Genomic DNA, 23,226 nt, shown 5'->3' with positions numbered 1-23,226 from the left:
TAAGGAGGATTGCTCAGCTATGATGGGGAGATACGGTGACTGTGTTCAGCCAGAAGAATGGATTATGTTAAAGATATCCGTTTGCATTGTGCTCCCTTGGGAAGGAACAGGGACATTTTGGGTGTTTCTGTGATCGGTTGATCAAGTTTTTGGGCCAAAAATAGTGATGGGTTGGATTCGAACATCTGGCCGGGACGAAGGAAAGTGCGACAATACATTTCACCCCAGTTGGTGGCGTATATGACGGCTGCCTGATCAACTCGTCTTGTATCGTGCGGACTGGTCAGGTTGAGAATGAAGAAAGCTCGTGTAACCTGTTCCGAGTTGAGGCCCTCGTTGATATCGCGTTCAAATGTCGCGTCAAATGGGAAGAAATTGTGTAGGGCGGGCATGAGTTTTTGTAGGTCGGCCACGGCGATTGGTGCAATTGACCTGTCGGCTTGGAGTAGACTTTTGGGATGATAGATGCGGTTGGCAAGCAACCATGCGAGCATGCGAACGGGGTCTACATTTCGGTGTAATGGTTGCAAAGCTTCTGCGGATTGCTTGGCTTCTACCGCAGAGCCGCCACGAACAACCCATACGGGCGGTTTGTGTGAATGTTTGACTGCGGAAAAATGCAGAATGGGGAATCCGGTTTCAGTGGTATCCATGAACGGAACTCGCATAATTTTATGCGTTTTTCGTGAAAAATTGGCACTGATTCGGCGGCCCATGCGAGTCAGATCTTCTGAATTGATGTGTGCCTTGGTCGCTCCTTCTGTCGAAAGTCCTGACTGAATCCGTTGGTAGGTGTCCACCATGTATTGGCGGACTCGTGAACCCATTTTGAGAGATTTGCTGAATGACCATGACCGGTTGACCCTGGCAATACGGTCCGGTTCCACATAGCCGACACCGAAGAGTACCGAGATAAGGCTTTCATCTTCTGGCCGGGTGGGTAGGTTCATGAAGAACGGTACATCTGTTAGGTTCGCTTTAAGCCGGAATGATTCCTTGAGCAGGGCTGCGGCGTTGGTTTCATTACGTTTGATGTAATAGTTGTGCAGGGTGGTGAACAAGGCTGTATATGGGTCGGTGTCCAGCTTGCCCCGCCTGTTGCCGACCAGACCTCGTTTGATCCGTTCGCATAGTGGGAGCGATGAAATGCCGGGTGCGGCATATGTCTCAAGCAGCCCCAGCTTCAACACGGATTTGAAGGGAGCGTGCACCGCTTTGACCATTTGCCAGAGGGAGCCTCCGAAATATTCATCAGGCGGAACTGGTGCGAGATACCCGAAGTCTTCCAGTCGTGGTTTTCCGCAGACCGGATAGCGTCGGGACGCACGGATACATGCGGCATATGTTTTTCGATTGGCTCCAGCCGGAGTGATCCACCACGCGAGACTTTTGCCTGCAATTTTGAGTGCAGTCCGATAAAATTCTTCTTTGAGAAGAAGGACCTGTGCTGAACCGGAACTTTCTTCGTCGCCCGAGAGGAAACGATTGTCCCGTACATCGTCCATGCGCATTGGATAGAAATGTGTTTCCAGATTGAATTCGCTTTCTGCCCACAAAGCGATGGCTTCCAGCTTCCGTTTGAGACCATTTTCCATGGCGATGGTGAGGTCGCCGTCATAACATACCCAGCAGTCAAAGTCGGATTGAGCCGTTTGTGCAACAGTGCCTGTGCTACCCATGGCGTAGAGGGCGAGAATGCGAACATCCGGTGTTGTAGGGCGAAGCTGGAGTCTGTTCAGATGTTGTCGTCCAATTTCAAGAGTGCTCAGACTGGGATAATATCCCCAGATTCGACATATTGGAGTCTCGCTGAAATTGAATTTTCGTTCGAAATTGTCCGTATCCAAAAGTAGGGGGAGTATGCGGACGAATTCCTGTTGAGTGCGCCCCATGGTCGTGACAGCTCGTGAAATTCGTGTGCGGTTATTGTCGAGCATGCGTCGTTCGCGGCGCATGAAGCTCAGTTCCTGAGACCATATGGTCAGCGTTTTTTGGGCCAAGAACGGATCGGTTTCCTGTGTTTTGGGGATGACTCCTTTTTCTACTTCTCTGGCAAAGAGTGTCATTTGGCGGATGCGGTTAGCTAGAAATAGAGGGTGTGCCACGTCGGAATTTTTAATGATGGAGCGGGTGACCGTGGTTCTTGGCATTTCCATCGAGGTGAGGGTGCAGTCCCGTATATAGACAGCGTGCAGAACCGAATTGATAAATTCTACACCTCGTACGTCGTTGCTCACTAATTCGCTGAAAGTCAGGTCCATGGCTGTGAAGCGGGTCGTGCGGATGCTGCAATCATGAATGGTCGCTCCTGCTAGCGAGCCGGTCCCAAAGTCGGTCATACGCATTTTTATTTGTTGGAACGAAGCGTTACCAAAAGAGCAGTCACGGAATCGACATTCCAAAAAAGTGCAGTCGTCAAAGGTTGTGGTAAAAAAAGTGCAATTCGTGAACGTGCAGCCGCTGAAAGTTGTTTTGGCGAACTGAGAGTCTGTGAAGTCGATGTTGTTAAAAGTCGTGGCCGTACATTGGCACAGGAAAAAAACAGTGTTGTTTAGCGTTGAGTTTGCGATTCTGGTGCGGGTTAATCGGGTCTTTGAAAACATGGAATTGGCAAGGGTCAGTGCGGTCAGTTCGCGTCCATCCAGATCTTCATCTTCAATATGCGAATTGGGAAGGGTCATGTCGCGGATGTTCCGGTATTTGGGAAGTATGAATTCCAATGTTTTTGGTTTGTTTTTGAAGAACTTTGCAAAGAACCCCTGCTGAGGCCCATCTGTCTCCTTTTTGCGGTTTGGTGCTACAACTGGCTGGCTACCATTCTTTTTGGCGCGTAGCTTTTGTCCACGAGGCATACATTGCTTGGTGACATTGCGTATGAAATCCGGGGCAATGGCTTCCAATACGCCGAGGGATTCCAAGTGCGCGTCTATTTGTTGGTCTTCGGGGAGGGCCTGAATGTAATTGGCATACCCTGTGTCGCCAAGAAGTGGAGCGCGTGAAATTGCTCCTTTTTTCAGACCGGGTATTTTAGTGCGAACCGAGGCGAGCAACTTGCCGACTCCTGGGTAGTCTTGCGCTATGATGGTGTCGAGACAGGCTCCGGCCAGACCGTTTGAGGCGTCTGACAAGGTCTTGAAAAGCATGGTCAGGATGGTCTTGTTTCCGGCTTCTCCAATGGTGGCGATGGTGCGAAGAACTTCCACGTTGGGTTTGATGTGCTTGAGTTCCACCGATTTGGCCAAGGCTTCGGCATACGAAGCGTCATCAATAGCCTTGAGGATCAGGCATATCTGGTGCAGTTCAGTATCGTTTGTTCCATTGGACAAGCGGGTGTTGATCCATCGTCCAAGTAACCCACCCATTACGGCCTGTTTGACAGGGAAGGCCAGAGTTTCCCCCATTTCACCGAGTTCAGCCACAAAGGGAGCAAGTTCTACAGGGTCCGTGGCCATAAGAGGTTTGAGCAAACTCTCTAGCCATGTGAGGGTTTCCTTGTCATTGTCCCCCGGATATTCTTTGAGCATTTCATGGGCAATAGCCAGCCTGTCACGTACGGGCCAGTTAGAAATTTTAGCATCCAGTTTGTGCAACGATACCGTTTTGGCAAGGATGAAACGGCTACACAATATACGCCCGAATCGGCCAGAGCGAATTATGGCCTGTAAACAGTGTTGAACAGTCTGTATGTCTTTGGAGTTTTTAGCGATACTGTTGAGAAGTAGGGCTATCTCTGCACGAAAGGCGGCGTCATTTCGAAGGGGAGGAGACGCATCTTTGCACCATCCGATGAATTCGGATGTCAGTTCTCCTATGCCAGGGCCGTCCGAAAGTATGGAATCTGTTGCGAATTCCCGGATGGAGTTGGTTATGTTTCGTATAGTGTGTTGTTTGTCGTCCATTGTTTGGCATACCGCCTGATAATGAGCGTCTAATATTGCAGTGATTGGGCGGGGATGTCAAAATTTTCATCGTTTATGTTTGTTCTTTTTGAGGAAATTGCTGGGTGCGGTGTTTTCAATCATTCGGCATGCCTAGAGGGAAAAGGCCGGGAAGCCCCTGAAACACTCGTTTTAAACCCAAAAAGACTTTGACTCGCATATGACAATGGCCTATCGTCGCCGACTATTACTGATCACTATAAAAATAGCACTCAATCAACTTTTCAGGAAAGATACTTATGTATACACTGCGTACTCTTCCGGGAGATGACGTCCGTCAGATCATGTGGCGTTTCGCCGAACGTTTCGACCTTCAAATGTCGGTGCAGTCTGCCCGCGCTATTGCTCGAAGCACAGTTGCTAAACTTGTGGCCGAAGGCGCACGCAATACACACGAATGGACCGAGCAGAAGAATGATCTGCTGACCGCATTCGATCAGTCCGGTTTGACCGCACTGTTTATGGACCCTCATCAGGGCGGTTTTATCGAAGGTCCCAAGAACTTCGCCTTGGCTTTGGTCGCTTTCGAGCTGGCCTGGGTTGATGCAGGTGCCGCGACTTCATCGTTGGCTTCCAACCTTGCTCTGGCGCCCATTCATGAAAAAGGGACTGCCGAGCAGCGTGATTTTTATATGGCCAAGTGCGTTCCTCCCCAGCCGGGTGAGGACCGTGAAATTTGGCGTGGCGCATTTGCTTTGACCGAACCGCTGCCCTACGTGGGTGTGGATACCGGCGTGCTGTGCGGCAAGGCTTCCGTGGCCGACTGGACCGAAGGCGAAGAGCCTATGCTTCAGATCGACAAGCGTGGTCGGTTTATCACGAATATGGATTTCGCCAACTTCGTGACCGCTGCCGTTGAGTCCAAAGACGATCGTATCAAGGGGACGTTCATGGTCATCCTTGAAGATACCGATGAAGGTGTTTTCGATCGAGGTGCACCGACCTTGAAGATGGTTCACCAGCTTTCTTCCACTCGTGACCCCGTGTTGAACCTTAAGGTTCCGGCTTCCCGTATCATCGGTGGCTACGATGTAGTCGACGGCGTGATCATTCCCAAATATAATCATTCGGAAATCATCGGTGCGGTTTTCCACCGTACCCGTATTCCCGTGGGCCTGATGACATCAGCCAAGCTTATTTCCGCTGTTGAGCCGGTTATTCGGTATCACCGTAACCGCTTCCGCGGTGGCGATGCCTGCACTGAAGGCTCTCCTCGTTTTGATAAGGGCCTCCAGATTAACGAGGACGCACTTCAACGTCTGGCTGATGTCTGGGCGTCTGGTGAAGCAGGGTGTTCTCTGGCATTCGGCGCGTCTCGTCTGGCTGACCGCTTCGATCCTATCGAGAAAGCCAAGGAAGCCCATTTTGTGGCAGAGGGAATTCCCTCCGTTCGTAAGCAGATGGCAGTCCTTCGCAAACTTAAAGATCAAGTTTGTGAGTTCATTGATCTCGAATACACACCTGAAGCCGAGCGCGATCAGGCTCGCTATGTAGAATTGCAGGGCGACACGCTTGTCCAGTACGCCTACATGGAAGCGTTAGCAGGTGTCCTCAATCCCGGCGTCAAGCTTTGGAATACTGGCGAGGGTGCCAACAAGATGCGCGAAGCCGTGGCTCTGGTCGGCGGTTATGGTATCACTGAAGACTGCCCTGGCTTCCTTATGCAGAAGTGGTCGGATTGTCAGCTTGAAGCGACCTACGAAGGCCCGGAAGCTGTGCAGCGTCGCCATTTGACCATGACCATGACCTCGGAAGTTTTCCAGCATATCATGGATAATTGGGTGAACCAGATGCAGGCCGCCGGAAAGAACGTGCCGGGGCTGGGCGGATACGTCATCGCTTCCGCCATGGAACTCTGGCAGTGGACTCTCAATCATCTCAAGGTTGCCAAGGATGATGATGGCCGCAAACTGTATCACAACAAGCGGCAGGGTGTGACCTTTCCGCTGGCTGATGCGCTTGGCTGGTTGCTTGGACCGTATTATTTGGCCACGGACGTCATGGAACTTATTGAGAAGGGCCCCATGTCTCCGACTTTGGCAGAAGGTCTTGACGATTTGACTGGGTTCTACAAGGACTTGTGTCACATTCAGGCTGCTCGTGCTGCCGGTGAAGTTGCCCGTATTTGTACCGAATTGGTCTACGGTTTCAATACCTGTTGCTGCAACGAGCCGACCGCTGAACCCGGTGTACGACCTGAGTGCACTGGTCGTGCAGACCTTGCGCAGTTCCGTGAACTGAAGGCCAAGGTCGACATGTGCATGGCTGGTTCCCGCATGGCCAAAGATCGTGCAGGCAATGCTTTGACCAGTGTCATGATTCCGGAAGCTCTCGATTATCCCATAGGTTAAAAATTTGTGTGAGGGGGAAGCTTGTTATCAAGCTTCCCCCTCGCCTTTTTTTATTGAAAACCATTGAATACCACCAATGGGTTTTAAGAAAATACGAATTTAGAGTAATGGTCTTTTTTGAAAGTTTTGACTTGGAAAAAACAAAGCTTTCATTAGGTAATGATTCAAAACGCTGCAAGTGGAACAATTGAGTTCAGCAATTCATTCAGCGGCGTTTTATACACAAAGTTTAGGAGATTCTTAAGAACCCTTCTCAAAGGTTTCTTAAGCCGCCGGAGGCATTTTTTATGAGCGACGAGACTCCCAGAGCAGCAATGGAGACTGATATCGTTTGTGTCGGTTTCGGCCCGGCAGCGGGTGGTTTCTTGACCACCTTGACCCGTGGTCTCATGAACGAAGATGGCACACCCGTGGCCGAATCCAAGGCCATGCCCGGTATGCCGCCGCAGGTAATCTGCTATGAACGCGCTGACGACATCGGTTTCGGTGTATCCGGCGTGGTTACCAAGGGGCGTTCCATTAAGGCGAGCTTCCCCGACCTCGATCTTTCGCAGATTCCCATGGCCCATGAAGTCACCAGTGAAAAAGTTCTGTATCTTAAGGACCCGGTGGGCGCGAGCCGCAGGCCATCCGCATTCAAGATGGCGGACAAAATGCTTTCCCGGTGGATGAAAGACGATGCCTTCGAGTTGCCGTACATTCCGCCGTTTCTGGAAAAGCATCCGGGTATGATTTTTTCCATAGGCCAGCTCAACCAGTGGGTGGGCGGTAATCTGATGGGTACAGGTTTGGCTCAGGTTTGGCCTTCCAGTCCGGTGGCGGAACCGCTCATGGACGGCAAGGCCGTTAAGGGTGTGCGCATGGCCGACCAGGGTGTGGAGAAAGACGGAACCCCCGGCGTAGGATTTATGTCCGGTATGGATATGAAGGCCGCATTGACTGTCGTTGCCGATGGTCCTGTCGGACCTGTTGGTCAACATCTCGACCGCAATCTCGGCCTGCCTGAAGGCAATCACCAGCGCGAGTGGGCTGTGGGTATGAAGTGTGTGGTTGACCTGCCAGAAGGGTGTGATTGGGAACCGGGTACAGTACTTCATACCATTGGCTATCCCGAACCTGAAATTTTTGGTTTTCTGTATGTTTATCCCGGCAATGTCGCCTCGCTCGGAATATTTGTGCCGTCGTGGTTCGATAATCCGGTGCGGACCGCTTACCGCTACATGCAGCATTGGATGATGCATCCGTATCTTTGGAAGCGTCTTGAAGGCGGTACCATGCGTTCTTGGGGCGCGAAGTCCCTGAATGAATCCGGAAGACGTGGCGAGCCAATTCTGTGTGGTGACGGGTTCGCCCGTATCGGTGAAGGCTCCGGTTCCACCAATATTTTGTCCGGTTCCGGTGTTGATGAGGCATGGGCTACAGGCGTTCAGCTTGGCGAATCCGTGTTGGAATTGTTGAAAGACGGCAAGGAATTTACCAAGGAAAACCTTGAAGCCACGTATGTCGTTAAACGACGTGAGTCATGGGTGGAAGAAGAGGCCAAGGTGGCGGAAAAGGCCCGTGAAGGTTTTACCAAGTCCGTGGTGCGCGGTTTTATCGGCATGGGAATGACCGGTTTGACCAACGGGTTGCTCAATATGCCTGGTAAACAGATTAAACCGCAGGATCGTATTCCGACCATCGAAGAATATTACAAGGGTTACCTTACTGAAGGCGAAATTCAGGAAATCCGTGCCGAATGTGCCAAGAAGGGAACCAGTTTGCACGATGCGCTCATGGATCGTGTGGGGTGGCCCGAAATTCCACTGGACGGAACCTTACTCGTATCCCATCAGGATGCATTGCTCATGGGTGGCAAGGTGCAGGCTAATCCCGGTTACGCTGATCATGTCCGTTTTGCTGACCCGGATACCTGTGCGACATGTCGGGAACAGGTTTGTATCGAGGCGTGTTCCGGCCAGGCCATTTATACCAATCCCGAAGGCGGCGTTCCGTTGTTTGATCGGGAAAAATGTGTGCACTGCGGTGCCTGCATGTGGAATTGCAGCAAATCCAATTACAAGGACCCGGAACGGACGAACGTTTCGTTTAATGGCGGATCCGGCGGGCTGCATTCTGCTGAGAATTAGGATAAAGGCAGGATTTGATGCCGCCTTTGGCGGCGATTGTCGGGTGATTTCGCCTCTGGCGGCTTAAGGCCGAGGGCCTTAAGGATCCCGTGTCCCCTTCGGCGAAGTGTTTAATATAAAAGAAGTCCTTTTGCATACGATACCCTTCGCGAAGCGACATAAGAAGTTTTGGAGAGTCCAGAGAACCTTTTTCAAAAGGTTCTCTGGTCCCGCCGAAGGCGACTGCCGGTAGGCCCGCCGGAGGCATACATAGAATCCAAGGGGTGGTGCGGTAATAGCCGCGTCATTTTTGAATGGCTGACATGAGAAATACGAGTGTCGCCACTACATTAAGGAGAAACTGAATGAGCAATGAATTCCACATTGTGGTGTGCGGCTCCATCGTACCGGACCCGCTCCAAACGCTCGCACCTCAGGACGGTCCCAACGGCCCGGTCTTGCAGAATGAAATGATGCTTCCCGCCGTGCTCGACCCGTGGGCCGGACACGCGCTGTTTGAAGCTGCTGATTTGGCTGCCAAAAATCCCGGAAGTCAGGTTTGGCTGGTCAGCCTCGGTCCCAAGGCCAAGCTCCAGCAGGTCATGATGTCCGTATCTCAGAAAGCTCCCTTCCAGTTGGTCGTGGCCGACGGTTCTGCCTCTGGTTTTGAAGATAGCTTCGAGACAGCCAAGACCCTTGCCGATACTATTGATGGTATCGCCGGTCTGGATAAATCAAAAATGTTGCTTTTTGGTGGTTGGCAGTCCGCATCCCGTGGCTCCGGCGCCGTGATGCAGATGGTCGGTGAACTGCTTGGTGTTACAGAACAATTTCAGGGCGTTGATAAACTTACCGTGGAAGGCGACGGCTCTCTTGAAGTGCTGGAGCGTGTCGAAGGTGGTGCTTATCAGAAGTCTGTGGTGGACGGTGCTCCTGCTGTTTTGGGTTGGGCCACTGGTGAATTGCCTGAGCCTCCCAATAATCCTCAGATCGGTATGCAGAACATGCAGAAAAACATGCCTGCGCTGCAACAGGCAAAGCCTGCGGATTTGTCCGGCACCAGCTTGAGCTTTGCTTCCGTTGAAGTACCGCAGCAACGTCGTGAGACTCGTGTGGTCAAGGACGTTCCCGTTGAAGAAATGGCGAAAGAAATCGTCGAATGGATCAAGGGTTAGGGGGGACGAACATGACAATTTTATTTCTTGCACATACAGAATGTGACAATACCCTGCACAAGTCCGCTCTTGAGGCTCTGACTGCAGCCAAGGCTTTGGCCGAAGGCATGGGGGCTGATTTGGCCGTGGGCGTTATTGGTGCTGATATCTCTGCTGCCGCTGATTCTATTGGTGGCTGCGGTGCAAAGTTTTACGGTGTGGCCGGTCCCGAATTCGCGGACGCACGCTATTCTTCCGATTTGACCGCTGCCGAGGCCATTGCCAAGGCGTGCGGTGCCGAGATCGTGGTGGCTTCGGCCACTTCCCGTTTCAGCCGTGCCCTGCCGGGGTTGGCTATCCGTCTGGATGGTCGAGTGGATACTCATTTGTCCGGTTTGGATGCCGTTGACGGCAAGCCTATCGCCAAACGGTGGTTCTATCGCCAGCGTATGGAAGGTACTTTGACCCGTGATGAACGTCCTTGGGTCATGACCTTGGATTCAGGCTGCGCAGAGGCTTTTGACGGTGCTGGTTCCGCTGACGTGGAAGCTGTAGCCGTAGATGTGTCTGGTGTGCGTACCAAGATTGCAGGTATGGAATGCGTGTCCGAAGACGAGCAGACCATTCGCCCTGATGCAGAAATGTTGCTTGTGGCCGGTGCCGGTTGGACCAAGAAGCAGGCAGACGGTGCGACCCATGTGGATGTTGCCGAAGAAACCATCATGAGCTTCCTGACTGCCACCAAAAGTTCCCTTGGTTCCTCCAAGTCTTTGGTGGATATCTCGGGCGAAGGGGGGGCCATTATTTCCTTCCTGACGCATATGCATCAGGTCGGTCAGACCGGTTCCACTCCGCGGCATGCCAAGGGGTTGTCAACTTGTTGTCACGGTGAAGAGCCGCATGTCGTTGGTTGGCGTTTTGTCAACGAACGTCGTGCGATTAACACTGACGGTAGCTGCGGTTGGGCACAGGGTAAATGCGACGTACTATATGTTGGCGACGCCTTTGAGATTATGAAGAAAGTGAACGAGCTGCTTGGTTAATTTAGGCTAAAGATGCTATACTAAAAGCCGTACCCGTGAATCGGGTACGGCTTTTTTCGTGTGATAGACATGTAATGGCGAGGTTTTTACCATGAAAATTAAGATAATTGTACCCTCCGTTATTCTTATCGCTGCGGCCTTGTTGTTTTATGTGAACATGAATCCGCCACTGCCTGAGGGGTATGTGGATTTTGATGCCAAGGCGGCGCAGGTACAGCTTGTACAGTCTTCGGATGTGCTCATCCTCGACGTGCGGACTTTTGTAGAGTTTCGTGATGGTCATATTAACAATGCTGTGAATATTGATTTTTATAGGAATGATTTCGAAAGGAAATTGAAAGCGTTGGATCGGAATGCACAGTATTTCGTTTATTGCAGGACCGGAAATCGAAGTTTGTCAACGTTGAAATTGATGCATCGCCTTGGGTTTACCAAAGTTTGGCATTTGAACAAAGGTGTCGTTGACTGGAAGGAGAGCGGGCTGCCGCTCTCAAAATAGAGTTTAGCCTTGTGTCAGGCGTGTCACACATTCAAGCAGTGCAGCTTTTCTGACGGGTTTGGGGAGAAACTCGGTACAGCCAGCATTGAGTGATTTTTGCTTGTCTTCTTCAAAAACGTTAGCGGTGACGGCCACTATAGGAGAAGGGAGCAGCCCTTTTTCAGCTTCAAAAGAACGTATCGCACGAGTGGCCTGCCAACCGTCCATGACAGGCATGAGTATGTCCATGAGCACAAGGTCATAAGGGGAAGATTTATATTTTTCTACCGCTTGTTGCCCGTTGTTCGCAAAATCAAGCGTGTATGGTGTCCCTTCGAAATAGAGAGAGAAGAGCATGGCGTTGCTTTCGGAATCCTCGGCGATAAGGATTGTGGCAGATTGATCTGAGCGAGCCGTTGTCGCTGTCTTTTTGTTAAATGGCATATAGCAGTGTGCTCCATGTTTGGAATCGGGATAACACTTCGCATATACCAGAGAAAAAATCCACAATGAGCGACAATTTGCATAATTGCTCAAAGTCGTGCCGATTTTTCTATTTTTAAGAGGTTGCCTGTTTCGTGTTTGAGGGGATTATTCCTTTCGTGTCAGTCGCCGATGTGTGCGCATAGACCAGATGGATTCACCTGTGTAAACGGCCAATCCTGACCAGATCAGCGTGAAAGTTACCAGATGACTTGCGGTGAACGGCTCTTTGTAAACATAGACGCCGAGGATGAAGGCGATGGATGGACCTACGTATTGCAGTACACCAAGCGTTGACAATTGTAGGCGACGGGCGCCATAGGCAAATCCGATGAGGGGGGTGGCTGTAGCTGCACCTGCTCCGATGAGGAGCAGATCAATGGTCGGACTGACGGTGAAAAATGCCGAAGTACCGTCCATTTGCATTTTTATCAGATAGGTCAGCGCCAGTGGTGCCAGCACCATGGTTTCAAGGAATAGGCCAGGCAGTGATTCCACCGAGGCAATCTTTCGGAGTAATCCATAGAAGGCGAAGGAAAGGGCGAGTGTCAGGGATATCCATGGAAGTTCGCCGTAACTGAATATGGAGTTGGCAACGCCCAATGTTGCCAGCCCGATGGCAACCAGTTGTAAAGGTTTCAAGCGTTCACGGAAGAAAATATAACCCAACAAAGTTGTGACCAATGGGTTGATGAAATATCCAAGGCTGGTTTCCAGCACATGATTGGTATTTACGGCCCATATGTAGAGCAGCCAGTTGCCACCGATCATCAGGCTGCTCAGAATGAGTATACCGATATCCTTGGGGGATCGCATGGATGCAAACGTTTCTTTCCATCCCTTGAGAATGGTCAGGATTATGGCGATAAAGACCAAGGACCAAATGATGCGGTGGCACAGGATTTCAACAGGATTCACTACAATGAGTGATTTCCAGTAGATTGGCAGTAATCCCCATGCAAAGAAGGCGGCAAGGGCGGCAAAGAGGCCATATGTTTTTTGTTTTGAGGCAATATCCGGCATGATGTTTCCTTGTCAGGCGTATAGCCCGAAGAGGGAAAGTACGCTGGTTGGTCGGTCTGGTAAAGCGTGAAAAAGTGGCTGCCGTTCTTATTGGTTCATCTGTTTTGCCAGTTCTCCGAGGGTCTGGATGGCCTGTTGCACTTCATTGGTCCACGGAATGCCATAACTCAGGCGGATGTAGTTGGAAAATTTATCCTGTGTGGTGAATACTGCGCCGGGTGCGATGCCGACGCCTTTGTCTCGGGCTTGGAAGAAGAGTTCTACAGCGTTGATGGCATGCGGGAGTTCGAGCCAGAGTACAGCGCCACCTGTGGGGTGCGTGACTCGTGTCCCCTTCGGGAAATCGCGGCCGAGGTGGAATTGCATGGTGTCCATCTGTTTTTCCAAAGAGCTTCGAAGTTTTTTCAAGTGTCTTTCCATGCGCCCCTGACGGAGATATTCGGCTATGGCCATCTGAGACAATGTGGCACAGGAAACGTTGGTGGTCGCTTTTATTTCCAATGCTTTTTGTCGGAATCGTCCTGGCAGCATCCAGCCGACACGATAACCCGGTGCAATAGTTTTGGAAAATGAAGAACAGAGGAGCACCAGTCCTTTTGTGTCGAATTGCTTGAATGTTCCCGGCCGCTTGGGACCGTAGTGGAGGTCTGTTGAAACATCGTCTTCAATTAAAGGGATGTTTCGTGCCGCAAGGATGGAGACAATTTCTTTTTTGCGTGCGTCCGACGTCAGGCTGGAATCCGGGTTGTTGAAGTTGGGCGCAAGCACACAGGCGGAAATATCAAAAGTATTCAAGGCTCGATGAAGGACTTCGGGCAATACTCCGTTTTGGGGACATGAAGGTATTTCAATGGCACGGAGTCCGAGCGTTTCCAATAACTGAAGGAAACAATAATAGGTCGGGGATTGAATCAATACCGTGTCGCCTCGTCTGCATGTCGAACGCAGAGAGATATAAAGAGCTTCAAGACATCCGGCTGTGATGATCGGGTCATTTGGAGCAACTGAAATTCCGTGTTCCATGGAGCGGTAGGCTATTTGGTGAATGAGACGCGGGTCGCCTGGAATAGGGGCATAATCCATAGCGCGTCCTGGTTCATCGCGGACCATTGCCGCTGTTATGCGTCCCAAATCTTTGAGGGGAAGTAATCCGCGGCCTGGAGCGACCACGGCCAGAGAGACTGCACCTTCTTCTCCTACAGATTCCAGAACTGTTTGGATCAGGCCAATGCGCGTTACAGGGCGGGGCTTATCCATGGGGGATGATTTTTTTTCAGTGCGGGGTAGCCGGGTGGATTCTCGGCGGACAAAGAATCCTGATCGGGGGCGGGATTCGATGACCCCTTTGCGTTCCAGCTCAAGATACGCTTGATTTACGGTGGAGATCGATACGCCTATTTTGCTGCTCAAAGAACGCAGGGAGGGGAGCTTGTCACTCAATCCGAGCGCACCGGTTTCAATCATCGACATGATATGTTTTTCAACGGCCTGGTAGCGATACGTTTCCATGGGGTGCTCAAACTGTTATGCTTTGTTTTTATAATATCTGTATCTGTACTGATTACAGTTTTTCCGCTTTACTGCAAGTCACGGATGAATCAGATTAACCGGGCTATGCCCAGAAAGACACTCAGAGAGAAACTCATCATGACTATCGAAGCTGTTGCCGGAGAAGAGGCCGACTCCCCGATGATGTCAGCCGTCAAACAGGTTGCACCCATTATTATGGGGTATGTCCCTGTTGGTGCCGCCTATGGCGTGTTGGCACATCAGGCAGGACTCTCCATGCTCAACACCGTACTTATGTCTATTCTGGTCTATGCCGGTTCTGCCCAGCTTATTGCAGTGGGCATGTTTGCAGTGGGGATGCCCCCATTATCTATTATTGCCACAACATTTGTGGTCAATTTGCGGCATTTGCTCATGAGCGCATCGCTCGCTCCGAATCTCAAAACGTGGAAGAAGTGGGAATTGGCGTTGTTTTCTTATGAAATCACCGATGAATCCTTTGCCGTTCATTCGGTCCGGTTTGCTCGTGGCGATCTGAATAAGACTACCTGTTTCGGTATTAACGGTATTGCGCAGGCGTCATGGATTCTTGCATCCTGGGTCGGTTTTGTGGCCGGGGCGTCTATCCCGGATGTGGAACCGTTGGGCATTGATTATGCTTTGCCAGCCATGTTTATTGCTTTGCTAATCATGCAGACCAAGAACAAAATGCATGTTTTGGTGGCTGGTTTTTCCGGCTTGATGGCCGTTGTTCTCGTGCAGGCCGGTGCAGACCAGTGGAGCGTCATTTTGGCAACGGTTATCGGTGCAACTTTTGGTGTGGGAGTGGAATCATGGACCAAAAAATAGTTTTTCTGACATTTCTTGGCATGTTGGCTGTGACATACATCCCGCGCGTTTTGCCCATGTTGGCGCTTGCATCGCGGACTCTGCCTGAACCAGTCGTTCGTTGGCTTTCCTATGTCCCTGTGGCAGTGTTGTCCGCAATGTTGTTTCCGGCTTTGTTGCTCAAGGATACAAGTTTCAATTTTGAACCGGATAACTATTTTTTGTGGGCGGCCATTCCCGCATTTATTCTGGCATGGCGCACTCGGAGTTTCTTCGGAACTGTGGCATTGGGTATGGCTTTGGTGGCCGGTGCTCGTTATTTCTTTGGATAGGAGAGGATTGCATGAAAACTATTGGTCTGCTTGGTGGCATGAGTTGGGAATCCACAGTCGGGTATTATCAGGTCATGAATGAGGAAGTGAAAGTTCGCCTTGGTGGCTTGCATTCGGCCAAAATACTTATGTATAGTGTTGATTTCGCGGAACTGCGTGAACTTATGTTGACCTGTGACTGGGTCAGTATTGGCAATCATCTGGCAGATGCTGCCCGAATGCTGGAGCAGGGTGGGGCTGACATGATTGTTATCGGGACGAACACCATGCATAAGGTGGCCCCACAGATTCAGGCGGCAGTCTCTGTGCCTGTGGTGCATGTTGCCGACGCCACGGCAGATGCGGTGCGAGAGCTTGGTTTTTCTTCGGTCGGATTGCTCGGGACTCTTTTCACCATGGAAGATGATTTTTATACTGGCCGATTGAAGGACCATGGCCTTGAAGTACTTGTCCCCAATGCCGAGGACCGTCAATTGGTGGATCGGATTATCTTTGATGAACTGTGCAAAGGTGTGCTGGAGGGGGCTTCTCGGACAGAATACCTGCGTATTATCGAGGAGATGGCATCCCGTGGAGCACAGGTCATTGTTCTTGGCTGTACTGAGATAGGCATGTTGGTTCGGTCCGGTGACACAGACATTCCCACGCTGGATACATGCAGAGTTCATGCGACAAAATCCGTGGATACGGCATTGGCTTAGCATACCGCCATAGACGATAATCACATGCTTGACCCAATGCTATAACGTGGTATTCAATTTAAGGCGCACGAGAGGTGCGCTTTGTTGCGTCCAGTCATCGGGAGGATGTGTGAGCGACCAAATCAAGACATTAAAAGATTTGTTGGAGTCTTCGATCCAGCAGTATTCTGAGCGGACAGCTCTTGCCTTTGTTGGCGGAGAGCCTATCACCTACACTCAACTGGGTGAGCATATTAAGGATTTGCAGACCTTGCTCAGTGATATTGGCATCAAGCCGGGCGACAAGGTCGCCATTATCAGTGAAAATATGCCCAATTGGGCTATCGCATATTTTTCCATCACCATGATGGGAGCCGTTGTTGTTCCAATTTTGCAAGAATTTCATCCCAGTGCAGTGCATCATATTCTGCGTCATTCTGAGGCCAAGATGGTGATCGCGTCCAGGCGGTTTATTCATAAGGTTGAAGAAGAAGATTTTTCCGCACTCAAGACTGTTATGGTCATGGATGATTTTTCTCTTGAGAATGACGAGGGCGAGACCACAAGTTATACGGAAGCCCTTGAGGCTGCTCGGGAACGCATTGAACATTTCAGTGAGGCGGCTCTTGAGCGGATGGAACATCTGGGTGAAGCCGCACGGGACAAGATCAGTGACTCTACCAAGGAGCGCATGGAACATCTCGGTGAAGCCGCCAGAGAGAAGGTCGAGAAGCTTGAAAAGCTTGGTGGCACAGCCATGGAAAGAGTGGAGAAAATCGGTGGCACTGCCCGAAAGAAAGTGGATAAGTTCAGCGATTCTGCAAGGAAGTTTATTGATAGGAAGACAGGCAAAGGCTTTGAATTAACGGAAGAATCCGTCGCCGCAATTCTGTATACTTCTGGGACCACTGGACACTCCAAGGGTGTTGTGTTGCTTCATCGTAATTTGGTGCAGAACTGTTTGGCAGGTATTCAGGTCATTCCTGTTTTCAAAACCGACCGTTTCATGTCTGTCCTGCCTATGGCGCATACCTATGAATCCACTGTTGGCCTCATTATTCCTTTGCACTGTGGTAGCTCTATTCATTATCTGCAAAAACCGCCCACCCCGAGGACATTGCTGCCTGCCATGCAGATAGTCAGACCTACCGTCATGGGTGTGGTGCCGCTCATTATCGAGAAAATTTACAAAAGTCGGATTAAACGTAAATTGACAGGTTCGGGTGTCATGCGCGGTTTGATGAAGATTGGTGCAACCCGGAGAAAACTTTCTCAGGTGGCGGGCAAGAAGCTTATCGAGGCGTTCGGTGGCGAGTTGCGGTGTATGTGTATTGGCGGCGCGCCTTTGTCCCCGGAGGTCGAGCAGTTCTTGACTGATGCAAAAGTGCCGCATGCTGTTGGGTATGGCATGACCGAAACCTCTCCGCTTTTGGCTGGAGCTTTGCCGAGTAAGCAGAGATTTAGAGCCATTGGCCCTGCACTGCCCGGAGTTCAGCTTAAAATCGTGGATGCTGACCCGGAAACCGGAGAGGGCGAGATTTTGGCCAAAGGACCTAACGTCATGCGTGAGTACTACAAGGCTCCCGTGGACACGAAGGAAACGTTCACCGAGGATGGGTGGCTTAAAACTGGTGATCTTGGCAAGTTTGAGGACGGCTATCTGTATATCAAAGGTCGTTTAAAAAACATGATACTTGGTCCCAGCGGTGAGAATATTTATCCTGAAGAGCTTGAATCCATCATCAATGAATGTGAGCATGTTGTAGAATCCATGGTGTATGAAGTCGACGGTAAAGTCGTCGCCAGAATTCATCTTAACCATGAAACTCTGGATGAAGCTTTTGATGTCAAGAAATTGATCGAATCCGAAGTTCGAGCCAAGGTGATAAAATTGCTTGAAGATATTCGCAAGGATGTGAATACCAAAGTTTCCACGTTTGCCCGGTTGCATCGAGTGATCGAACAAATGGAACCTTTTGAAAAGACACCTACTCAAAAGATTAAACGATTTATTTATTTGGATCGTTAAAATAAACGTAAAAAAGGCGCATTCCATAAGGGATGCGCCTTTTTTTTAATTCTCAACATCGCCGTAGGCGTGAGAAAAGGTTCTGGTCACCAAAGAATTTTAATTATTTGACGTCGGCAGCAATTTGCATGCGCACGATGGCGTCGGGGTCTTGAACTGCACCACTGCGGCCAGCGCCTTTCTTTATTTTGTCCACGAGATCCATGCCACTCGTTACCTGTCCGAAAACCGTATACTGGCCGTTGAGGAACGGGGCTGGGGCAAAGCAGATGAAAAATTGGCTGTCCGCACTGTCCGGGCTTTGTGCACGAGCCATGCCTACGGTGCCACGTTCAAAAGGAGTGTCGGTGAACTCTGCTGGCAGATTTTCGCCGGAACCTCCACGACCTGTGCCTGTAGGATCGCCAGTTTGGGCCATGAAGCCGGAAATGACGCGGTGGAAGACGATGCCGTCATAGAACTTCATTCGGGTCAGTTCCTTAATGCGGGCCACGTGTTTGGGCGCGAGATCAGGGCTCAGTTCAATGACAACCCGACCATCTTTGAGGTCGAGATATAGCGTGTTTTCCAAGTCTGTTGCCATCGCTGAGGACAGGGTGAGTAGGGAAATCAGAGTAAATGCGAATAATGCTTTCAAGATAATTTTCATGAGTATTCCGTTGTCGGGTTAGAGTTTGTGCTATGGTTCGGTCCTTTTTGAACGATTCGGTTCAAAAAGTTGATGATACGCCGGAGGACATTCATCAAGACCGGCAAAGCATTCATTTTGAGGATAGCTATTTTTTCCGGGGAATGGAAGTCGGCGAAGAGTCCCTGCGTTATGCCTGCACTAACGTCGTAAAAGAATAGTGCGTAAAAAAGTATTCTCATAATCAGGGGCGAGGAAAGAAAACCTTTGCGGAAGGTTTGTGCCTAGAAGTCCTTTTCAGCCAGACAACGGGAGATATATGACAATAGTTCTTCCCGATCCAGAGGCTTCGCGAGAAAGAACGTTGCTCCAAGTTTGAGCAGGTTGGAAATGTCATTGAGGCCGACAACGGCGGACATGATGATGATGGGAAGATTGGCGAATTTTTGGTCGCCGCGCAGTGTCTTGATAAGTTGCTGACCGTCCATCTCCGGCATCATGATGTCGGTCAGAAGCATATCGATGTCGTTGTGCATCAGCGTTTCATATGCATGTTTTCCGTGAGGGCTGACAAGCGCGACATGTCCCTGCTCTTCTACAATTCTGACAGCAAGTTTTTGGGAAATTCTATCATCTTCAGCTATGAGTATCCTGGCCACGGTTTTCTCCTTGTCTCGCAAGAGTCTGTGGGGCGTAGCACCCAAATGCGAAAAGACCTGACAAAAGTCAATCACCTTAGGATTGTAGCAGGTCGTTAAGAAAAGTAAAGGCCGTGATTTTAATAATGAAACCACTTTAGCTGAACTGGGTTCGCGCCCGAATGTTTGCATTCGGGCGCGGTGCTCACTCAGATTTTTTTGACATGCATGCAGTCACCGAACTCACAGCTTACTTGATAGTTACCGCCATTGGTTTCCACGGTATAGTCGCAACCGGGAAATAATGTGCATGCAGGTTCGAATCCGTCATTGACCATGATGTTTTTGGCTTCACCATTGGATTCAAAGCGAACAGTTGTTCCGTCTCCAAGTGTGATCATTTCTCCGTGACGAACGTCAACGGGCAGGTCGGCTTCGGTAAAAGACATATTCTCCTCCTTGTTGGCTGAACTGGAATCCTCCACAATTTCTCTATACACATTGAAACATAAAATGAACAGCGGAAAACCATCCGATATGGGTTGGGGACTGGTTTTCGCGACTCAACTAATGTATGAGTCATGTCTAGGAGATATGTAGTGAGTTCGACCATTCTTGTCGCCGAAGGTGACGCCGCCATACGTGCATTGATCCGGGACATTCTCGTTTCCGGAGGATATTATGTGGAAACTGCTTCCAGTCTGGCTTCGGCTTCGGCCTTGATGGCTCGGCAGGAACCGGATGTTCTTTTTGTTTCCGCTGATTTGGTGTTTGAAGGCGGGTGTGACCTGTCGGACGATGCCGATCGACTGGGTTTTCAGGTGCCTCTTATTTTGCTGGTCGATGCAGCTTTTGATAACCCAGTGGAAGCAGTCAGCATGAATAGGGCTTTATCCTATCTGAAAAAGCCGGTGGATCGTTTTCAGTTGGAGATGCTTGCTAGACAAGGTGTTGTCGCCAAGAAAAAGATGGTTAAAGCGGCTGGGCATGCTCGAGAAATATTGCGTATGCAGACTATCGTTCACGCCACGCTCCATATGGATGACGGGGCTTTTTTTGTTTTGGATGAAGAGGCTAGCATACTGGATTGCGGTGGTCTTATTCAAGAATTGGTCAATCCCATTGAGGAACAGATTTCAGGTTGCGATTATCTGTCGGTTTTGCCGGAATTTATCGCCATACGCCAAGCAGGAACGTTGTCAGAGGTTCGTGCCACGATGAAGACTGTCTGTATTGAAGAGAAGCGCGGCGGCGTCGTTGTCGAGTCCTGCATCAAGCCGATTGTTGAAGATGAAGTTTTGACCGGATTTATCGTTACAGTTCGTGATGTTACAGCTAAACGGTGGAGTGAGTCCGGACTGGCGGCAGCCGAGAAGCAGTATAGGAGCGTCTTTGAAGGCGCGACCGACGCGATTCTTCTTATAGACAAGGAAACCGGCATCGTCATCGATTGTAATGGTGCTTCTGTTCGCATGCTGGGATTTGAGGCTGATGCAATGTGCGGACGTGATATTCGGACCATGGTGGATCATCCAGATCAGACCATGAATGCCATGAAGACCGGGGTAAAACGTATTTCTTATGAATATCTGCGACGCAAGAATGGCTCTTCGTTTCCTGTAGAACTTTCTCTGAGTTATTATACCAATGGTGCCCGTGAGGTGTGTGTTATGTCTGGGCAAGACATTTCACGGCACAAAGTGGTGGAAGAAGCCCTACGCGAAGGAGCCAGGTTGTATCGGGCCGTGGTTGAAGACCAGACGGAGTTGATTTGTCGGTTTAAAGCGGACGGGACATTGAATTTTGTCAACGGTGCGTATGCCCGTTTTTTTGGGGAGGATGAGGAAGAGGCTATCGGTTCGAATGTCTTTGCTCATCACGCCTCCCTTGATCGCCAGTATTTTGTGAACTGGTTGGAAAATGCCCATCCTGCTCAACCTGTTTTTGACAGGGAGATTATGCTGACACGGCATGGCGGTGACGTCCGGTGGATTCATTGGACCAATCGGGCTGTGTTTAATGACAGAAAAGCAGTTCTTAGTGTGCAGGCCGTGGGACGAGATGTGACGGATCGCAAGCTGGCTGAGAATGCCCTCGGGCGGGCTAATCAGGAAAAAGAGCAGTATCGTCTGAATTTGGTGGCAACCTTCAAATCTATCCCTGATGCTATTCTGACAGTGGATAATGATCTGATTATTATGGCGTCAAATAGAGCGGCAGCTTCATTGTTCAATTTTGATAGAGGTCGTATGCGTGGCCTCGACCTTGAAGACTTGGTTGAGGGCGATGGTAATCCCTGTGTGGGCGTACTCAAGCAGGTACTCAAGACGGATAAGCCTGTGCGTGGTTATGAGATCGAGTTGGAAATCAAGGGTATTGGCGAGCGCATGGTTGAAATCAATTGTTCTCCGTTGGTGGGGCAGGACAGGCAACATAATGGGGCTGTGTTGGTTGTTCGAGACGTATCCCACGTTGCTGATCTGGAAAAACAATTGCAACAGCGGCATGGGTTTCGAGGAATTGTTGGTCGTAGTTCTTCCATGCAGGATATTTATCAGCTTTTGGAACAGCTTTCGTCTTTGGATTCCATTGTGCTTATTCTTGGCGAGTCCGGCACAGGAAAGGAGTTGGCCGCCGAAGCCCTGCATTACGGCGGTGTGCGTGCAGGTAAGCCCTTGGTTAAGGTGAATTGTTCGGCATTGTCAGAAAGTTTGCTGGAAAGTGAACTGTTTGGTCATGTGCGCGGGGCATTTACCGGTGCGGTCAGGGATAAAGTCGGACGTATTCAGGCCGCTCAGGGCGGTACTCTTTTCTTGGACGAAATAGGTGATATATCTCCTTTGCTTCAGCTCAAGTTGCTTCGTTTTCTTGAACAGAAAGAGTACGAAAGGGTTGGGGAATCAAAGACGTATTCAGCAGATGTGCGTATACTCGCCGCCACGAATGTTGACCTGTTGGAATCCGTCCGGCAGGGCGTGTTTCGAGAAGATTTGTACTATCGTTTGAATGTTATGCCCGTTACGTTGCCGCCTCTGAGAGATCGTCAGGCTGATATCCCTCTGTTGATTAATCATTTTCTTGGTATGTTTTCGGAACATTTTGGAAAGTCTTTTGAAGGCGTTTCACAGGAGGTTATGGATTTGTTTATGGGATACAGTTGGCCCGGCAATATTCGAGAATTACGGCATGCGCTTGAACACGCCTGTATACTTGCTCCGGGTAAAACTGTTTCTCTCAAACATATCCGTAAAGATTTGACGGACAATAGTCAGAGTAGTCCTGTCATGATGCCTGAAATTATTTCAGAATATCAGTCTGTGCATTTTGTCCCTCGTAAGCCCGGCAAAGAGGATATTTTGGCTGCTCTCCAGCAGAACGTTGGAAACAAGGCCCGCACAGCCCGGCAACTTGGTATTCATAGGGCTACTTTGTATCGTAAGCTTAAGGCGTGGGGCATCGATACCTGACGTTTCGTTTTTCTTACTCTTTTCAAATTATAATCATTATAACGTGACGATATAATGCACTCATTGCTTTTGGTTGGTATGGTCTAATCACCATGCCAAAGATACAAAGTTTTATTGGGGAGTTCCGGCGAGTAGTCTATAATGGGGAAGCTTTTATGGTCAGAACCATAGAACCACAAGCTTTTGATTTCGAATTGCAGAAGAGTGACGAGCCTTTGCTTGTTGCATTTCTCAAGCGGAATGAGCGGTACGCCGATCAGGCTGAAATATTGGAAAAGGCCTCACAATTCCATAAGGACCGGGTGCGGTGTTTTTTGTATGATTCTGATTATCTGCATACGGCACAAGAGCGTTTTGCCGTGAAGGGAACACCTACTTTTCTTCTTTTTAACAAAGGAGAGGAGGTTGATCGGCTTATTGGTGAATCCGATGGAGAAACACTGGACGATTTTATTCAAGGAGTTTTTGGGGAGAAATAAATATTTCCGCTTGGCGGTGGGGATCATGGGCGTGTCGTATGCGGCAGGCCCTTTTTTT

General features: G+C 49.9%; 18 protein-coding genes. 11 read left to right on the top strand and 7 right to left on the bottom strand.

Translation table 11 applies throughout. The features are described 5' to 3' along the window. Positions 1-62: 62 nt before the first annotated feature. Complete coding sequence (locus SYK_RS06330; RefSeq protein ID WP_281762748.1) at positions 63-3,899, bottom strand: class I adenylate cyclase domain-containing protein; 3,837 nt, start codon at positions 3,897-3,899, stop codon at positions 63-65. A gap of 278 nt (positions 3,900-4,177) precedes the next feature. On the opposite strand from SYK_RS06330, the gene SYK_RS06325 reads away from it, so the two are divergent. The 5 genes from SYK_RS06325 to SYK_RS06305 all read left to right on the top strand — a co-directional run bounded on the left by SYK_RS06325 (position 4,178) and on the right by SYK_RS06305 (position 11,093). Next, entirely contained in the window at positions 4,178-6,289 is a 2,112-nt protein-coding gene (locus SYK_RS06325) for an acyl-CoA dehydrogenase family protein (RefSeq protein ID WP_281762747.1), read from the top strand. A gap of 287 nt (positions 6,290-6,576) precedes the next feature. Further along, a complete protein-coding gene (locus tag SYK_RS06320; RefSeq protein WP_281762746.1) occupies positions 6,577-8,418 on the top strand; it encodes a 4Fe-4S ferredoxin in 1,842 nt (613 codons plus the stop codon). Between the two features lie 344 nt (positions 8,419-8,762). Continuing rightward, complete coding sequence (locus SYK_RS06315; RefSeq protein ID WP_281762745.1) at positions 8,763-9,572, top strand: electron transfer flavoprotein subunit beta/FixA family protein; 810 nt, start codon at positions 8,763-8,765, stop codon at positions 9,570-9,572. 11 nt (positions 9,573-9,583) lie between these two features. Continuing rightward, positions 9,584-10,594 carry an electron transfer flavoprotein subunit alpha/FixB family protein gene (locus SYK_RS06310; RefSeq protein ID WP_281762744.1) on the top strand — a complete coding sequence of 337 codons (1,011 nt, stop codon included), beginning with the start codon at positions 9,584-9,586 and terminating at the stop codon, positions 10,592-10,594. Positions 10,595-10,685: 91 nt separating this feature from the next. Further along, positions 10,686-11,093: a rhodanese-like domain-containing protein gene (locus SYK_RS06305; RefSeq protein WP_281762743.1), complete on the top strand. Its 408-nt coding sequence runs from the start codon at positions 10,686-10,688 to the stop codon at positions 11,091-11,093. 3 nt (positions 11,094-11,096) lie between these two features. Here SYK_RS06305 and SYK_RS06300 read toward each other — a convergent pair whose 3' ends face one another. From SYK_RS06300 to SYK_RS06290, 3 genes are all read right to left on the bottom strand, one after another. Next, positions 11,097-11,516, bottom strand: a complete 420-nt coding sequence (locus tag SYK_RS06300) for a response regulator (protein WP_281762742.1) — start codon at positions 11,514-11,516, stop codon at positions 11,097-11,099. Between the two features lie 147 nt (positions 11,517-11,663). Beyond that, on the bottom strand, positions 11,664-12,578 hold the full coding sequence (gene rarD, locus SYK_RS06295) for an EamA family transporter RarD (RefSeq protein WP_281762741.1): 915 nt from the start codon (positions 12,576-12,578) through the stop codon (positions 11,664-11,666). Positions 12,579-12,665: 87 nt separating this feature from the next. After that, complete coding sequence (locus SYK_RS06290) at positions 12,666-14,087, bottom strand: aminotransferase-like domain-containing protein (protein WP_281762740.1); 1,422 nt, start codon at positions 14,085-14,087, stop codon at positions 12,666-12,668. 138 nt (positions 14,088-14,225) lie between these two features. Between SYK_RS06290 and SYK_RS06285 the strand changes: the two genes are divergently transcribed. The 4 genes from SYK_RS06285 (at position 14,226) to SYK_RS06270 (ending at position 17,956) form a co-directional block, all read left to right on the top strand. Then, positions 14,226-14,936: an AzlC family ABC transporter permease gene (locus SYK_RS06285; protein ID WP_281763241.1), complete on the top strand. Its 711-nt coding sequence runs from the start codon at positions 14,226-14,228 to the stop codon at positions 14,934-14,936. Next, the gene (locus SYK_RS06280; protein ID WP_281762739.1) at positions 14,921-15,247 is read left to right on the top strand and encodes an AzlD domain-containing protein; all 327 of its coding nucleotides are present in this window, start codon (positions 14,921-14,923) and stop codon (positions 15,245-15,247) included. The genes SYK_RS06285 and SYK_RS06280 overlap by 16 nt, the downstream gene beginning before the upstream one ends. A gap of 11 nt (positions 15,248-15,258) precedes the next feature. Continuing rightward, positions 15,259-15,948, top strand: coding sequence for an aspartate/glutamate racemase family protein (locus SYK_RS06275; protein WP_281762738.1), 690 nt, complete (start codon positions 15,259-15,261; stop codon positions 15,946-15,948). A 109-nt stretch (positions 15,949-16,057) separates the two neighbouring features. Further along, positions 16,058-17,956 carry an AMP-binding protein gene (locus tag SYK_RS06270; protein ID WP_281762737.1) on the top strand — a complete coding sequence of 633 codons (1,899 nt, stop codon included), beginning with the start codon at positions 16,058-16,060 and terminating at the stop codon, positions 17,954-17,956. Between the two features lie 103 nt (positions 17,957-18,059). On the opposite strand, the gene SYK_RS06265 is transcribed toward SYK_RS06270, so the two are convergent. The 3 genes from SYK_RS06265 to SYK_RS06255 all read right to left on the bottom strand — a co-directional run bounded on the left by SYK_RS06265 (position 18,060) and on the right by SYK_RS06255 (position 19,671). Continuing rightward, a complete protein-coding gene (locus tag SYK_RS06265) occupies positions 18,060-18,605 on the bottom strand; it encodes a peptidylprolyl isomerase (RefSeq protein ID WP_281762736.1) in 546 nt (181 codons plus the stop codon). A gap of 263 nt (positions 18,606-18,868) precedes the next feature. Then, on the bottom strand, positions 18,869-19,243 hold the full coding sequence (locus SYK_RS06260) for a response regulator (protein ID WP_281762735.1): 375 nt from the start codon (positions 19,241-19,243) through the stop codon (positions 18,869-18,871). A gap of 188 nt (positions 19,244-19,431) precedes the next feature. Beyond that, a complete protein-coding gene (locus SYK_RS06255) occupies positions 19,432-19,671 on the bottom strand; it encodes a hypothetical protein (protein WP_281762734.1) in 240 nt (79 codons plus the stop codon). A 150-nt stretch (positions 19,672-19,821) separates the two neighbouring features. On the opposite strand from SYK_RS06255, the gene SYK_RS06250 reads away from it, so the two are divergent. Further along, positions 19,822-22,689: a sigma 54-interacting transcriptional regulator gene (locus SYK_RS06250; RefSeq protein ID WP_281762733.1), complete on the top strand. Its 2,868-nt coding sequence runs from the start codon at positions 19,822-19,824 to the stop codon at positions 22,687-22,689. Between the two features lie 155 nt (positions 22,690-22,844). Continuing rightward, on the top strand, positions 22,845-23,168 hold the full coding sequence (locus SYK_RS06245) for a thioredoxin family protein (RefSeq protein WP_281762732.1): 324 nt from the start codon (positions 22,845-22,847) through the stop codon (positions 23,166-23,168). Positions 23,169-23,226: the final 58 nt, after the last annotated feature.

The sequence above is a fragment of the Pseudodesulfovibrio nedwellii genome (assembly GCF_027923765.1).
Taxonomy (GTDB): Bacteria; Desulfobacterota; Desulfovibrionia; order Desulfovibrionales; family Desulfovibrionaceae; genus Pseudodesulfovibrio; species Pseudodesulfovibrio nedwellii.
This window is presented reverse-complemented; position numbering and strand designations above follow the sequence as displayed.